Consider the following 14733-nt stretch of genomic DNA (forward strand, 5'->3'; position numbering starts at 1 on the left):
ATCAGCTCCGCTTCAGCTTCGGGTCCAGCGCATCGCGCAGACCGTCACCCATCAGATTGATGGCAAGCACCGTGATCAGGATGGCAAGGCCCGGAAAGGTCACCACCCACCAGGCGCGCAGGATGAATTCGCGCGCTTCGGCCAGCATCGTGCCCCATTCTGGCGTGGGCGGCTGCGCGCCCATGCCCAGAAAACCCAACGCGGCGGCGTCCAGAATGGCGGTCGAAAAGGACAGCGCCGCCTGCACGATGATCGGCGCCAGACAGTTCGGCAGCACGGTTTTGAACATCAACCGAGCCTTGCCCGCCCCGGCCACGCGGGCCGAGGTCACATAATCCTTTTGCCGTTCGGACAGAACCGAAGCCCGGGTCAGGCGCACATAGTGAGGCTGAAACACGATCGCAATTGCGATCATTGCGTTGGTCAGCGACGGCCCGAGGATGGCCACCAGCACCAGCGCCAGCAGCAGGGACGGGAAGGACAGGATGATATCCATCACCCGCATGATCAGCGTATCGACCCATTTTGGCGCAAACCCGGACAACAGCCCGATGATCACGCCACCGGTCACCGCAACGCAGACCACGACGATGCCCACAAAGAAGGAATAGCGCGACCCCATGATCAACCGCGACAGCATATCCCGGCCCAGCGGGTCCGTGCCCAGCGGAAAGGCCCAACTGCCCCCTTCTTGCCAGGCCGGCGGTTGCAGGATGTGGCTTCTGAATTGTTCCGTCGGGTCATAGGGGGCCAGCAGGGGCGCAAATGCGGCACAAAAGACAAAGGCCAGGAATATCCATAAGCCAAAGACCGCGCCTCGGTTTTCGCTGAAGTAATACCAGAACTCGCGCAGGGCGCTGGGGCGGTCTTCGGTTTTGGGCGTGTTTGCGGACAACTCGGCCATCACCGCCTCCGGATTTTGGGGTTGATTATGCCGTAAAGGACATCAACAGCCAGGTTCACCAGCATCACTATCACAGCGATCATCAGCAGGCCGCCCTGCACCACCGGATAGTCACGGCGAAAGATGCTATCGACCATCCACTTGCCGATACCCGGCCAGCTAAAGATCGTCTCGGTCAGGATTGCGCCCGCCAGCAAGGTTCCGACCGACAGGCCAATAACGGTGATCACGGGGATCAGCGCATTGCGCAGCGCATGCAGCCCGTTGATCCGTGCCGGAGACAGACCCTTGGCACGCGCGGTTCGGATATAGTCTTCGCCCAACACCTCCAGCATTGCAGACCGGGTCTGGCGCGCGATGACTGCCAAGGGAATCGTGCCCAACACGATGGTTGGCAGGATCAGGTGCCGCACGGCTGAACCAAAGGCCCCCGATTGCCCGGACAGCAGGCTGTCAATCAGCATGAAACCCGTGACACTTGGGAAGTAATACAAAAGGTCAATCCGGCCCGAAACCGGAGTCCACCCTAAATTGCCCGAGAACACGATGATCAGCAGCAGCGCCCACCAGAAGATCGGCATCGAATACCCGATCAGGGCCGACGACATCAGCGCCCGGTCAAAGAATTTACCACGGTTCACCGCAGCAATTACCCCGGCTGGCAAACCCAAAGCCACGGCAAAGATCATGGCACAGATCGACAGCTCAAGCGTTGCAGGGAACAGCGCAAAGAACTCATCCCAGACAGGTTTCTTGGTAACAAAACTTTCGCCAAGATCACCCTGCAGAACACCAACAAGATAGTCCCAATATTGCTGCAGGACTGGCTTGTCGAAGCCCAGCTTCTCGACCATTTCCTGATAACGTTCTTCGGTCATACCGCGCTCACCAGCCATGACGATGATCGGATCGCCGGGCAGCACCCGGATGAACATGAATGAGATCAGCGTTACACCCAGAAAGGTCGGGATGAACATTCCCAGCCGGGTCAGAAAGTAACCAAACATCAGCGACCTATGAGTGTGAGGTTTTTGGGGAAGCTGGTCAGTGACCGGCACCCCTGTTCGGTCACCAGAACATCATCCTCAATGCGAACGCCAAAGTTTCCGAGGTCGTAGAGCCCTGGCTCATTGGTCCAGACCATGCCCGGCAAAATTTCCTGGTGGTTTCCACGCATGATGTAGGGCGCCTCGTGCACATCCCGGCCTAGCCCGTGGCCCGTTTTTGTGCGGATACGATCCGCATAGGGCGAGGCCTCAAGCACGCCGGTCACGGCATCGTCGATATCATGGGCCGTCACACCGGGGCGGCAGGCTTCGAACCCCGCAAGGTTGGCGCGCAGGACGGTATCGTAGACATCCCTGCCCTCGTCCGAGACCTCTTCGACAAAGAAAGTACGCGTGATATCGGCTGCAAATCCATGTTTGCGGGCGCCAAAATCAAACAACAGCGCATCGCCCGGTTTGATCCGGTAATCCGCCCGCGCCTTGCCGTGCGGGCGTGCCGAGTTATCCCCTGCTGCAACGATCGGTGCAAACGCCAGAGAATCTGCACCTTCAGCAAACAGCGCCTGAAGCAGGGCCTGTTCGATCTGCACTTCGGTTTGACCCGCGCGTACATCAGCAATCACATGTGTCAGCGCACGCTCCGAGATATCAATTGCCGCCTGCAATGCCGCGATATCGTCTTCGGTTTTACAAATCCGCAAACCCGAGATCTCACGCTCGGCATCCACAATCCGCAGATTGGGCATAGCGTTGGTAAGGGCCTTAGACACAAAGACCCGCATAACCTGCCCCTCAACAGCCAGCGAGCCAAGCGGCATGTGATCGGCCAGAGCTGCAAAGGCGTCATCATACCCGCGCTGATCGAACCAGTCGAAAACGGCGCCTTCAAAACCCACCAGTTCCCACGATCCAAGTTCAAGATTGGGCACGACCGTTGCGGGTGCTCCTTCTGCCGGGATCACGACCACAAAAGGCCGCTCATGGCTCATAAAGGGCTTTCCCAAGGCGCGGGTAAAATTCGGGCCGGGCACAAGCGCCACGGCATCCACTGACAGGGTCTTTGCCAATTGGCGGTACTCGGACAAATCCGGCATTTGTGCCGACCTCCTCATAGAGAAAACCGAAGCCGCCACCGGGCGGCTTTGGCAAGTGAGTGGTGGCTTACTCGACGCTCACACCGTAGAAGATGTGGCCTCCCAGCGGGTGCACTTTGTACCCCTGCACCTCATTGCGCATCGGCATGTAAACAACCGAATGTGCGATGGTCGCCCAGGGTGCCTGCTCTTTGAAGATCACCTGCGCGTCTTCATACAGTTTGGTCCGTTCAGCCTGATCGGTGGTCTGCTTGGCCTTCAGGATCAAGTCTTCGAACGGCTGGTGGCACCACTGCGCACGGTTCGAGGCTTCGCGACCATCACATCCCAGCAGCACGGCCAGGAAGTTGTCTGGATCGCCGTTATCGCCAGTCCAGCCCAGTAGAACCGCACCGTCGCGGTTCAACTCCTTCGAACGCGACAGGTATTCACCCCATTCATAGGACACGATCTCGACATCCACGCCCACTTTGCCAAAATCTGCCTGGATCAGTTCCGCCATACGGCGTGCATTGGGGTTGTAGGGGCGCTGTACAGGCATCGCCCAGATCTTCATCGACAGATCAGAAACGCCTTCGGCGTCCAGCATGGCCTTAGCCGCTTCAGGATCATATGCATCATCGATGATGGCGTCATTATAGCTCCACATGGTTGGCGGGATCGGGTTCTTGGCCACCTGCCCAGACCCTTGGAACACCACGTCGATGATGGCATTCTTATCGATCGCCATGTTCAGCGCCTTGCGGACGTTCGGGTTGTCGAACGGCTCCATAGTCGTGTTATAAGCCAGGTACCCGACGTTCAGGCCTTCTTGCTCCATCATGTTGATGTCTGCGTCATCCTGCATCGCCTGAATATCGGCGGGGTTGGGATACGGCATGATATGGCACTCACCCGCTTTCAGCTTCTGGTAGCGCACCGACGCGTCCGGGGTGATCGCGAAAATCAGATTTTCCACATCTGCTGGTGCTTTCCAGTAATCGGCGTTTTGGGCATAGCGGATCACCGCATCCTTCTGATACGCCACGAATGAGAACGGGCCCGTGCCAATAGGCGCTGTATTCATCTTTTCAGGCGTGCCTGCGGCCATCATGGCATCCGCATATTCGGCAGACAGGATCGAGGCAAAATCCATCGCCATATTGGCAACAAACGGCGCTTCGGGCTTGGTCAGGGTGAACTTGACCGTGTAGTCGTCGATTTTTTCGATCGACTCAACCAGATCCGGCATACCCATGCCCTGGAAGTATTCCCACGTGCCGCCCGAAACCTGATTGTAGGGATGCGCCTCATCTTTCTGACGCATGAACGAGAAAATTACATCATCCGCGTTGAAATCCCGGGTCGGGGTAAACTCGTCATTCGAGTGGAACTTGACACCCTGACGGAGCTTGAAGGTGTATTCCAAACCGTCATCACTGGCTTCCACGCTTTCGGCCAGGCCGGGGATCACGTTGGTCGTGCCGGTTTCGAACTCAAGCAGACGGTTGTAGATCGGATGCGAGGATGCATCAAATGTCGTGCCAGCGGTGAACAGGGCCGGATCAAACCCTTCCGGCGATCCTTCGGAACAGTAGACAAGCGTATTGGCCTGTGCCGCGGCAGCCGACAAGGCAATCGCAGCAGTTGCAGCGTACAGTTTCAGTTTCATGTGGGTCTCCCTTTGAGCGGGCAGCTGTTGCCTCGTTATGCCGGTGTGGCCATTTTGATATTGCATAATGTATCCATTATACATTATCGACTGTCAACAGAGAATGGCGTTCGCAACCAAGGGCAGCTGAAAGGGCCCGCCGGCGCGGACCAAGGCATTGATTTAAGGGTTGATCGTATCGGCCAAACGGCCTCATCACGCATAACCAAGCCGTGCTTGCACGATGGTATGTGGCTTACCAAAATCCCATAGGCGCAACCCGGAAGGACCTATGGGCCGCACCTAGGGGCTATGTAAAATACTGGCCGGGTGCCGCTCTAACCCGCAAGATGGCATGCGACGCGACTGCCATTGAGGGATCGCATCTCGGGCCGCAGGCGGGCGCAGACCTCTGTCGCCATCGGGCAGCGTGGATGGAAGGCGCAACCGGTTGGCGGATTGATCGGATCGGGGATTTCGCCTTTGGGTGGCTCTACCTCGCGACCGCACGCATCCATCCTTGGCGCAGCGGCCAGCAACATCTGCGTATAGGGATGTTTGGGAGATTCAAACAGGTCATCAGGCGCTGCCTCTTCGACCAACCTGCCCAGATAAAGAACACCAATCCGGTCAGAGATATGGCGCACAACCGTTAGGTCATGGCTGATGAACAGGTATGTCAGGCCAAGGTCATCCTTCAGGTCGCTCATCAAGTTCAGCACCTGCGCCTGAACGGAAACATCCAGTGCCGATGTTGGCTCGTCGCAGACGATCAGCCGGGGCTGGGAGGCCAGCGCGCGGGCGATGCAGATGCGTTGACGTTGCCCGCCCGAGAACTCATGCGGGAACTTGTCTGCATCCTCAGCCGATAGGCCGACCTGCTCCAACAATCGCTCGGCCATCCCCTTGCTGTCTCCGCCCTTGGCGACGACAGGTTCACAGATGATATCACGGACCCGCCAACGCGGGTTCATCGAGGCAAACGGATCCTGAAAAATCATCTGGATCGCATCCCGGGCCTTGGCAACGGCCGCTGCGTCTTTCTCACGCGTTAAATCAACGCCCGAGATTTCGACCGAACCACCGGAGTTCTGCAAAAGGCCCACAACCATCTTACCAATGGTCGATTTGCCCGATCCGCTTTCACCGACCAGCGAGTAAACGGTCTTTTCCTGAATGTCGAAGCTGACATCCGAAACGGCGGTCAGATGGGATTTGGGCAGGCGCTCCAAGACCCTATTCAACCAGGGTTTCGAGACATCAAAAACCCTGGTCAGTTCGTCTACGGAAACGATGGTGGTCATGCTGCGCCCTCCAATTTAATTGCGTGCCAGCAGGCGGACCGGCCCTCGTCAGCCTCAAGTGTAGGAGGCGGGTTGCTGCCGCATCGCCCGGTGGCCCATTCGCAGCGCGACGCAAAGGCACAGCCTTGCGGCAGACTGTGAAGCCGTGGCATCGCACCGGGGATCTGACGCAGCCGGCGCTGACCTGCCGACGCGGATGGTGTCGACCCCATCAGCCCATCGGTATAAGGATGCCGAGGGCGCATGATCACGTCCCGCACATCGCCGATCTCAGCCATCCGACCCGCATACATGACCGCGACGCGATCAGCGGCCTCTGCAATCACTCCCATGTCGTGGGTGATCAGCATAACTGCGGTGCCACGCTCGCGGCACAATCGTTTGAGCAACGCGATGATCTGAGCCTGCACCGAGACATCCAGCGCGGTTGTGGGTTCATCCGCGATGATCAGCGACGGCTCGGCACACAGGGCCAACGCAATCACCACCCTTTGGCGCATACCTCCAGAGAATTCATGCGGGTAACTGTCAATCCGCTCGGCCGCCGCCGGAATACCGACCTCCTCAAGCGCGGCAATAGCCCGGCTGCGGGCGTCAGAGCGAGTCAGGCCCAGATGTTCGATCATCGTTCCGACCAATTGATCCCCGATTTTGATCAGCGGGTTAAGCGATGTCAGCGGATCCTGAAAGATCATCCCGATCTCTTTCCCGCGCAACCGCCGCATCTGTTCGCGTGGCAGGTTGTCGATGCGCCGACCATTCAGCCAGATCTCGCCCCCGGTGATCCGGGCAGGCGGGTTCAGCAGGCCGATAACAGCGTTTCCGGCCATGGACTTCCCCGCACCGCTTTCGCCGACGACACCAAGGATTTCACCTGGGGCGATATCATAGCTGACCTTATCAGTGGCACAAAGCCGGGCATGACGAGTCGGGATTTCAACAACAAGGTTTCGAATGGACAGGACAGGTTCAGTCATCAGCGCAGCTTTGGATTAAGGGCATCGCGCAGCCAGTCACCCAGCATGTTCACGCTCAGCGCAAGTGTCAGAAGTGTGAGGGCCGGGAACAACAGGATCCACCACTCACCCGAAAAAAGGAATCCTTGGCCAATGCGGATCAGGGTTCCCAGCGAAGGCTGTGTAGGCGGCGCACCCACGCCCAGAAAGCTGAGCGTCGCTTCGGCGATAATGGCCAGAGCCAGTGAAATGGTGGCAATAACCAAAACCGGTGACAGCACGTTAGGGAGGAGATGGCGGATCATAATGACCCACTTGGAACGCCCGATCAGCCGCGCCGCCTGCGCATATTCCCGGTTCTTTTCCACTAAGGTGGCACCGCGGACGACACGCGCAAACTGTACCCATTCGCCCAGACCAATGGCCAGGATCAGAACCCAGATGGCCACCTGATCGCGGTATTCAACCGGTGTTATTCCTTTGGCAATCCCGAAGATCAGCATTGCGACAAGGATCGACGGAAAGGTAAGTTGCACATCAGCGATCCGCATGATGATGGTTTCCGTCCACCCGCCGACATAGCCGGCAATCAGCCCCAGAACGATGCCAAGGACCATGGCCAGGGCAACGGACAACACCCCAACCATCAACGAAATACGCATCCCGTAAAGAATGGTGGACAACACATCCCTGCCCTGATCATCGGTCCCCAGCAGAAAGACGTCACCGGTAAATGCGTTGGGCTCCATGGGCTTGGTGAAACCGTTCATCAGGTTCAACGTGGCCGGGTCAAACGGATTGTGTGGTGCAATAAACGGGGCAAACACCACCGCCAGCACCAAGATCAGCACGATCAACGCGGAAACCAGCGCAACAGGCGAGTTGCGGAAATTCCAGGCCAGATCAGATTGCCAGATGTTGTGAAGTTTGTGCATCAGTGTGCTCCTGCCTTGCTGGTCCGCAGGCGTGGGTCGATGAGGAAGTAGAACAGATCAACGATGAGGTTGATGGCGACAAACAGAACCGAAATCAGCATCAGATAGGCCGCCATGACCGGGATATCGACAAACTGAACCGCATTGATGAACAGCAAACCGACACCGGGCCACTGAAAGACCGTTTCGGTGATAATCGCGAACGCGATGATGCTGCCGAGTTGAAGGCCGATAATGGTGATCACTGGCACCAATGTGTTGACCAGAGAGTGGTGGAAATAGACCACATGCTCACGCAGACCACGGGCACGGGCGAACCGGATGTAGTCGGTGCGCAGAACCTCGAGCATCTCGGATCGCACCAGACGCATGATCAAGGTCATCTGATACAGGCCCAGCGTGATCGCAGGCAGGATGAGCGAGAGAAGGCCGCTCTTGGTCAGAAAACCGGTCGACCATTGGCCAATCTTGACCGTCTCACCCCTTCCGAAAGATGGCAGCCAGCCAAGCTCGACCGAAAACACATAGATCAGAACAATTCCGATCAGGAAGGTGGGCAACGATACCCCGATCAATGAGGCTGTCATGATCGTGTTGGATATCCAGCCATCGCGCCGGATCGCCGTATAGACGCCCAGCCCGATGCCCATCACAATGGCCAGCGTTCCGGATACCAGCGCAAGTTCCAATGTCGCAGGCGCACGCTCTAACAGGATTTCCGCAACGGGCCGCCCCTGCCGATAGCTCAGCCCGAAATTGCCGTGGGCGGCGTTCTCAAGAAAGCGCCAGTATTGCACGGGAAAGGGCTGATCCAGGCCCAATTCGGTGCGCAAACGCTCTACGTCTTCGGCTGTCCGCTCTTGCCCCAGCATGTTCTCAATCGGATCGCCGACAAAGCGAAACATCGAGAAGGCCACAAGGCCGACCACAAACAGCACCAGAACGGACTGCATGATACGGCGGATGATATAGGCTAACATTGGCTTTGGTCTCCAGGTTCGGATGCACGGCGCCCCGCAAGCCCCGATCAGGCGGGCCTTTGGGCAAGGAGCGGTGCGGCCAGAGCCTCCCATTTGGACAGGAGGCTCTGGTCCGCGGGCCCTATTGGAAGGCGAAGTATTTGAACTTCGGGCTGTCCTCGGGGTCGACAATCGTGTCGACGCTGGACTTCATGCCCCAGTTCAGAACCTGGTGGTGGATCGGCAGATACAACACGTCTTCCTGAACCTGATCCCAAATGGCACCGATGGATTCATTCCGGGCCGCCAGATTGGTCTGGCTTGCCAGCGCTTCGATCGCCTCGTCCAGTTCAGGGTTGGAATAACGGGTGCTGTTCCACGATCCGTATTCGTCACCTCTGGAATGAACCAGGAAGTTGAAGATGTATTCGGAATCATAGGTCGGAACACCCCAGCCCAGCATGTAGAAGTCGGATTCCAGGTTGTTGATCAACGGAAAATGCTGCGCCTTGGGTTTGGCATCCAGATTCACGTCGATCCCGATCTGCGCGAACATGCCGACCGAGGCCTGACAGATCGCTTCATCGTTGATGTAGCGATCATTCGGGCAATCCAGCTTGATCGAAAAGCCATCGCCATACCCGGCCTCTTCCATCAACGCCTTGGCCGCCGTGATATCAGTTGCCGGAACTTCGTCCAGCTCAGCGGTCCAACCGTTCACAAATGGGGGCATCGCCACGCCTGCAGGCTCTGACTGCCCGCGCATCACGATTTTCTGGATGGCCTCGCGGTTGATCGCCATGTTCATCGCCTGGCGTACACGCACGTCAGCCAGCGGATTTGCGCCATCAAGATTGTCATTGGCCAAGTCCGCGTCCCCTTGGTTCATCCCGAAAAAGATCACCCGGTTCTGCGGTGCTTTGCGCACGTCCAACTCGTCGGTGCCGTCCACGCGCGCAAGATCCTGTACCGGAACATCCTGAATGAAATCCACCTCACCAGACAGCAGGGCAGCGACCCGAGTGGCCGGGTTCTGGATTGGCAGGGCTTCGATCCGCGTGACTTCCAACGGGAATTGACCGTTCCCCCAATAGCCATCAAAACGCTCAAGCACTGTTTTCACATCCGGCTCGCGACTGACAACCTTGTAGGGGCCTGTACCATTTGCATTCTTGGCCGCATAGGTGTTTTCACCACCTTCATAGTCCTGCACGTCCACTGCGCCATTGGCCTCGGCCCAACCCTTGTCCATGATCAGAAGGTTGGTCAGATTGTTCGGCATGATCGGGTTTGGCCCTTTGGTCACGATCTCAACCGTGTAGGGGCCGGTGGCACGAACTTCGGCGACCGACGCCAAAACCTCGCGATAGTTGCTTGTATCCGTCATGGCGCGGTTCAGCGAGAAAACCACATCTTCACTGTCGAAATCTGCACCATCGTGGAATTTCACCCCCTCACGCAGGGTGAAGGTCCAGACATTCGGATCGCTGTCTGATGGGGCCCATTCAGTTGCAAGGCCGGGAACCAGCCCGCCTTTCATGTCTCGGTCTACCAGCGGCTCCATGATCTGGCGACCAAGTGTGATTGTTGGCCCTTCATTCTGCGCGTGGGGATCAAGCGTCAGCGCATCTCCAGCACGTGCCCATTTCAGCGTTTCGGCTGAGGCCGGAATAGCGGTGGCAGCGCAAAAGGTACTGCACAGCAAAAGCGATCTGAGTTTCATGTTTTTCCTCCGTGTAGTCTCTGAAGGCATGGGAAACCCGTTTGGCAAATCGGATGATTCGCCATAGCGCCAACAAAGGTGCATTCTTTTTGTGAGGCCGCGTCCCTCCACGATACGCAGGCCGGATTTTATCTGCGCCAAGGTCTGACTGGTGAACCAGCGCAGAGATAAGGTTCTAGATTATTCGGGAATATTTGACCCAAAATTTGCGCATTTTAGCGAAATAGTGGTTCATATGAGCGGATAGTATCGGAAAGTACCGATCAAGCTGTCGTGTGATCACATGCAAGATAAGTAATCCTGCTTCTCTCTGCCACCCTTGCTGGCTGAAACCGTTCTCTGAAGGATTCGAACATCAATCATGCCAGAACCTGTTCAAGGGCGGCCATGGATTGACTTCACCCAATCCGAAAACGCACGTACTTCTTCGCGTCTTTCCACCCCTTCGCGTTCAACGATGAAATGGGCCGGTCGGATCGCAAGCTTGTCTGAAATCGGTCTTACGACGGCACCGCGATCAAGAAACGCGCTGGCGAAGTTTTCGACGACAATGGCCATTCCGTATCCGGAACTTACAAATTGCAAGGCCATCAATGATGAATCAAACCGCGTCACCTTTTTGGCGACCGAAGCTGTCAGCCCCAACTGTTCCATCAGCTGTGGCCAATCCGATTCCGAGCCATGGATGGTTGTAATGTGATCGGAAGCAAGCTGATCAAATGTGGGTGCCTCGCCGAAACGGGCAAGGTGATCCGCATGGCAGACGGGAATGGCATATTCATGGCCCAGATGGGTGACGTGACCGTCCGTCCAGTCGCCATGACCGAACCGGATGTCGACATCCCCCAAACCTTGCTGAAAGCGACCTGCCCAGACGAAGGTTGAAAGCTCAACATCAATGTCAGGATGTTCAGCAAGAAACTCGTCCAGGCGGGGCGCAATGATAAGGGCCGCATATGAGATCGAGGCCCTGACCTTGATCTGCCGCTTCCTTGCGGCGCCGAACAGCCCAGCGGTGGCGGTGCGCATATCGGCAAGGCTTTGGCGCACCGGCTGCGCATAAGCTTCGCCCATATCCGTGAGCGCAACACCGCGCGGCAATCGTTCGAACAGAGTTGTCTTCAGGTGATCTTCCAACAGACGCATCTGCTGGCTGACGGCCGCTGGGGTCAGGCCCAGCTCGTCTGCCGCCGCCGAAAAGCTGGCAAGTCTGGCGGCAGCCTCGAAGGTTCGCAGCCAAGTTGGATGAGGCAGGTCCATATCGCATAACCGTTAAGTAAAGTTTGGTCTATATCCTAAAATCCATTGTTTGATTTAACAATACTTCTGCCAGAAAGATGTCCCCAAGGATCGCGGATGCGGCTCGCGCACCACGAAAGGGAGGCAGGTTGTCACGATGGACAGCTACGATTTCATCATTGTTGGCGCCGGGTCTGCGGGCTGCGTTTTGGCTGATAAACTAACAGCTTGCGGAGGTCACAAGGTCTTGCTGATCGAAGCGGGCGGATCGGATCGTCGTTTCTGGATCAAAATGCCATTGGGCTATGGCAAAACCTATGATGACCCAAAGGTCAACTGGTGCTACACAGCCGCGTCTGATCCGGGCCTGAACCAGCGTCAGGCTTTCTGGCCACGCGGGCGTGTGATCGGCGGATCAAGCTCGATCAACGCAATGGCCTATGTTCAGGGCTTGCCGCATGACTATGACGATTGGGAACATGCAGGCGCCACAGGATGGAACTGGGCCGCTGTTTCAGAAACGTTTGCCGCGCTTGAAACGCAGCACACCCAGGCAGGTGATATAGGAGCCGGCCCAATTCACGTCTCTGATCTGAGCCAGAAGATGCATCCGTTTTCGAACCACTTTCTGACCGCGGCGCGTCAGGCGGGTTGGCCCATTCTGGATAATCTGAACGGGTCCACGCGTGAGGGTATGGCCCGTCTGCGCAGCACCGTCAGAAACGGCAGGCGATGGTCGGCAGCAGATGCGTTTTTGCAAACGGCGAGGGGCCGATCCAACCTGCACATTGTCACTGAGGCTCTGGTCGAACGGATTATCGTCGACAACGGTGCCGCAACAGGGGTCACGTACCGGCAGGGCGACCGCAGCACCGTAGCACACGCCGCGTGTGAGGTCATCGTCAGCGCAGGGGCCGTGAACTCACCGCAAATTCTGCAACGGTCGGGCATCGGCCCTGCTGCCCTGTTGAAAAAGCACGGGATCGATGTGCGGCACCGGCTGGAGCAGGTGGGTCAGGGTTTGCAGGATCATCTGGCAGTCTCTTATCAATTTCAGGCTACCGAACCGACACTGAACAATCACCTGGGCAACTGGCCGGGCAAGATTATCGCCGGGGCGCAATATGTATTGACGCGGCAAGGCCCCCTGGCGGTACCCATCAATCAGGTCAGCGGCTTTGTTCGATCCGGGCGCAACGGGCATGCCGATTTGCAGATGTATTGCAATCCGATGTCCTATCGGGTGAATGCCGCCGGAAAGCCGGACGTGGAAAAGGAGGCCGGTTTTCTGATCTGTGCGCAGCCCTGTCGACCCACAAGCCGGGGCGAGGTTCTGATCACATCAGCAGACCCGCGTGACGCGCCCGAGATCCGGCCGAACTCGCTCTCTACAAACGAAGATTGCGCCATGGCTATCGCGGCGGGGCGCAATATCCAGAAGCTTGCGACTACACCTGCGATCCGTGCCGTGGTCCGCAACGCCCCTGATATCGCCGAACATTCCGACGATGCGCTGCTGGAGGATTTCCGTGAACGTGCCAATTCGGTGTATCACGCCAGTTGCACCTGCCGGATGGGGAACTCGGCCGCTGACTCGGTTCTCGACCCTCGACTGCGGGTCCATGGCATGACCGGGCTGCGCGTGATTGATGCGTCCTCGTTTCCGAACGTTACCTCCGGCAATACCAACGCGCCCGTCATGATGCTGGCCGCGCGCGGGGCCGAGATGATCCTGGCGGATGTCCGGGCCTCGGGCTTGGAAAGGCACACGGCATGAAGCTTGATACACTTGAAACCTTTGTGGTGGGCAACCCGCCGCCCCGCCACGGCGGTCGCTATTTTATCTTTGTGCGCCTGACGACGGTCTGTGGGATCACCGGTGTAGGCGAAATCTACAACGCCACATTTGGGCCCGATCTGTGCGCAGCCATGGCCCATGATGTGTTTGAGCGGCAATTCGCGGGCCAGAACCCGCATCATATCGAACGGCTCTGGCGTCAAACCCATGGCGCGGGCTTTACCATGCGCCCCGATGTAACGGTGATGGGGGTGCTCAGCGGGCTTGAAATGGCCTGTTGGGACATCATCGGCAAAGCGGCGGATCAGCCGGTCTATGACCTGCTGGGCGGTAAGGTGCATGAGCGGTTGCGCAGCTATACCTATCTGTATCCGGCTGACGGGGATGTGTATCCCGACCCTGATCAACCGAATGTCTACAATGATCCCGATATCGCTGCCGAGGCGGCAGTCAGGGCCGTTGAACAGGGGTTTACGGCTGTCAAATTTGATCCGGCGGGACCCTACACGATCTATGACGGGCACCAACCCCGCCTAAGCGATCTGGACCGGTCCGAAGCGTTTTGCCGTCAGATCCGGGCCGCCGTGGGCGACAAGGCGGATCTGCTTTTTGGCACCCATGGCCAGTTTACGGTCTCAGGCGCCAAACGGATGGCGCGGCGGCTCGAAGCCTATGACCCGCTGTGGTTCGAGGAACCGGTACCACCGGAGAACCCGAATGATATGGCCGAAGTGGCCCGCTATACCTCGATCCCGGTGGCCGCGGGCGAACGGCTTTGTACAAAACATGAATTCGCGCGCATGCTGGAATGCGGGGCAGCCTCGATCCTGCAAATGAATCTCGGGCGCGTTGGTGGGCTTCTGGAGGCGAAGAAGATCGCAGGCATGGCTGAGACCCGACAGGCCGAGATCGCGCCGCATCTATATTGTGGGCCCATAGTAGCCGCAGCCAACATCCAGATCGCCACATGCAGCCCGAACTTTCTGATCCTGGAATCCATCGGTCGTTTCGACGGGCGGTTCATGGATTTCCTGACGACACCGATTTCTTGGGAGGATGGATATGTCCTGCCGCCTTCATCACCGGGGCTGGGTGTCGAGCTGAACGATGCAGCCATTGCCGCCCATCCCTATACCGGCACCGAACTTCATCTGAATCTGGAAACCGCACCGGTTTCCGCCTGA

General features: G+C 57.7%; 12 protein-coding genes. 2 read left to right on the forward strand and 10 right to left on the reverse strand.

Features of this window, described 5'->3' with window-relative positions; all coding sequences use genetic code 11:
- Position 1: 1 nt before the first annotated feature.
- The 10 genes from AC2FFE_RS06290 to AC2FFE_RS06335 form a co-directional block, all read right to left on the reverse strand.
- A complete protein-coding gene (locus AC2FFE_RS06290) occupies positions 2-904 on the reverse strand; it encodes an ABC transporter permease subunit (protein ID WP_496817814.1) in 903 nt (300 codons plus the stop codon).
- Positions 904-1911: an ABC transporter permease subunit gene (locus AC2FFE_RS06295; RefSeq protein ID WP_496817813.1), complete on the reverse strand. Its 1008-nt coding sequence runs from the start codon at positions 1909-1911 to the stop codon at positions 904-906. The genes AC2FFE_RS06290 and AC2FFE_RS06295 overlap by 1 nt, the downstream gene beginning before the upstream one ends.
- On the reverse strand, positions 1911-3005 hold the full coding sequence (locus AC2FFE_RS06300; protein WP_496846173.1) for a M24 family metallopeptidase: 1095 nt from the start codon (positions 3003-3005) through the stop codon (positions 1911-1913). Before AC2FFE_RS06300 ends, AC2FFE_RS06295 begins: the two co-directional genes overlap by 1 nt.
- Positions 3006-3072: 67 nt before the next feature.
- The gene (locus tag AC2FFE_RS06305; protein ID WP_496817811.1) at positions 3073-4656 is read right to left on the reverse strand and encodes an ABC transporter substrate-binding protein; all 1584 of its coding nucleotides are present in this window, start codon (positions 4654-4656) and stop codon (positions 3073-3075) included.
- A 317-nt stretch (positions 4657-4973) separates the two neighbouring features.
- Positions 4974-5939 (reverse strand): ABC transporter ATP-binding protein, encoded by a 966-nt coding sequence (locus tag AC2FFE_RS06310; protein ID WP_496846174.1) that lies wholly within the window; start codon positions 5937-5939, stop codon positions 4974-4976.
- Entirely contained in the window at positions 5936-6916 is a 981-nt protein-coding gene (locus tag AC2FFE_RS06315; RefSeq protein WP_496846175.1) for an ABC transporter ATP-binding protein, read from the reverse strand. Before AC2FFE_RS06315 ends, AC2FFE_RS06310 begins: the two co-directional genes overlap by 4 nt.
- Entirely contained in the window at positions 6916-7830 is a 915-nt protein-coding gene (locus AC2FFE_RS06320; protein WP_496846176.1) for an ABC transporter permease, read from the reverse strand. Before AC2FFE_RS06320 ends, AC2FFE_RS06315 begins: the two co-directional genes overlap by 1 nt.
- Positions 7830-8810 (reverse strand): ABC transporter permease, encoded by a 981-nt coding sequence (locus AC2FFE_RS06325; RefSeq protein ID WP_496817807.1) that lies wholly within the window; start codon positions 8808-8810, stop codon positions 7830-7832. The genes AC2FFE_RS06320 and AC2FFE_RS06325 overlap by 1 nt, the downstream gene beginning before the upstream one ends.
- A gap of 121 nt (positions 8811-8931) precedes the next feature.
- The gene (locus AC2FFE_RS06330; RefSeq protein ID WP_496846177.1) at positions 8932-10512 is read right to left on the reverse strand and encodes an ABC transporter substrate-binding protein; all 1581 of its coding nucleotides are present in this window, start codon (positions 10510-10512) and stop codon (positions 8932-8934) included.
- Positions 10513-10887: 375 nt separating this feature from the next.
- On the reverse strand, positions 10888-11772 hold the full coding sequence (locus AC2FFE_RS06335; protein WP_496817805.1) for a LysR substrate-binding domain-containing protein: 885 nt from the start codon (positions 11770-11772) through the stop codon (positions 10888-10890).
- A 136-nt stretch (positions 11773-11908) separates the two neighbouring features.
- Here AC2FFE_RS06335 and AC2FFE_RS06340 point away from each other — a divergent pair, with 136 nt between their 5' ends.
- Together AC2FFE_RS06340 and AC2FFE_RS06345 are read left to right on the forward strand one after the other, a co-directional pair.
- Complete coding sequence (locus tag AC2FFE_RS06340; RefSeq protein ID WP_496846178.1) at positions 11909-13528, forward strand: GMC family oxidoreductase; 1620 nt, start codon at positions 11909-11911, stop codon at positions 13526-13528.
- On the forward strand, positions 13525-14733 hold the full coding sequence (locus AC2FFE_RS06345) for a mandelate racemase/muconate lactonizing enzyme family protein (protein WP_496846179.1): 1209 nt from the start codon (positions 13525-13527) through the stop codon (positions 14731-14733). Before AC2FFE_RS06340 ends, AC2FFE_RS06345 begins: the two co-directional genes overlap by 4 nt.

The organism is Ruegeria sp. YTSA168 (assembly GCF_059610045.1).

Bases quoted from the DNA above. Each gene is read 5' to 3' on its own strand.
- AC2FFE_RS06290 (WP_496817814.1), bottom strand. From the start codon at position 904: ATGGCCGAGTTGTCCGCAAACACGCCCAAAACCGAAGACCGCCCCAGC.
- AC2FFE_RS06295 (WP_496817813.1), bottom strand. From the start codon at position 1,911: ATGTTTGGTTACTTTCTGACCCGGCTGGGAATGTTCATCCCGACCTTT.
- AC2FFE_RS06300 (WP_496846173.1), bottom strand. From the start codon at position 3,005: ATGCCGGATTTGTCCGAGTACCGCCAATTGGCAAAGACCCTGTCAGTG.
- AC2FFE_RS06305 (WP_496817811.1), bottom strand. From the start codon at position 4,656: ATGAAACTGAAACTGTACGCTGCAACTGCTGCGATTGCCTTGTCGGCT.
- AC2FFE_RS06310 (WP_496846174.1), bottom strand. From the start codon at position 5,939: ATGACCACCATCGTTTCCGTAGACGAACTGACCAGGGTTTTTGATGTC.
- AC2FFE_RS06315 (WP_496846175.1), bottom strand. From the start codon at position 6,916: ATGACTGAACCTGTCCTGTCCATTCGAAACCTTGTTGTTGAAATCCCG.
- AC2FFE_RS06320 (WP_496846176.1), bottom strand. From the start codon at position 7,830: ATGCACAAACTTCACAACATCTGGCAATCTGATCTGGCCTGGAATTTC.
- AC2FFE_RS06325 (WP_496817807.1), bottom strand. From the start codon at position 8,810: ATGTTAGCCTATATCATCCGCCGTATCATGCAGTCCGTTCTGGTGCTG.
- AC2FFE_RS06330 (WP_496846177.1), bottom strand. From the start codon at position 10,512: ATGAAACTCAGATCGCTTTTGCTGTGCAGTACCTTTTGCGCTGCCACC.
- AC2FFE_RS06335 (WP_496817805.1), bottom strand. From the start codon at position 11,772: ATGGACCTGCCTCATCCAACTTGGCTGCGAACCTTCGAGGCTGCCGCC.
- AC2FFE_RS06340 (WP_496846178.1), top strand. From the start codon at position 11,909: ATGGACAGCTACGATTTCATCATTGTTGGCGCCGGGTCTGCGGGCTGC.
- AC2FFE_RS06345 (WP_496846179.1), top strand. From the start codon at position 13,525: ATGAAGCTTGATACACTTGAAACCTTTGTGGTGGGCAACCCGCCGCCC.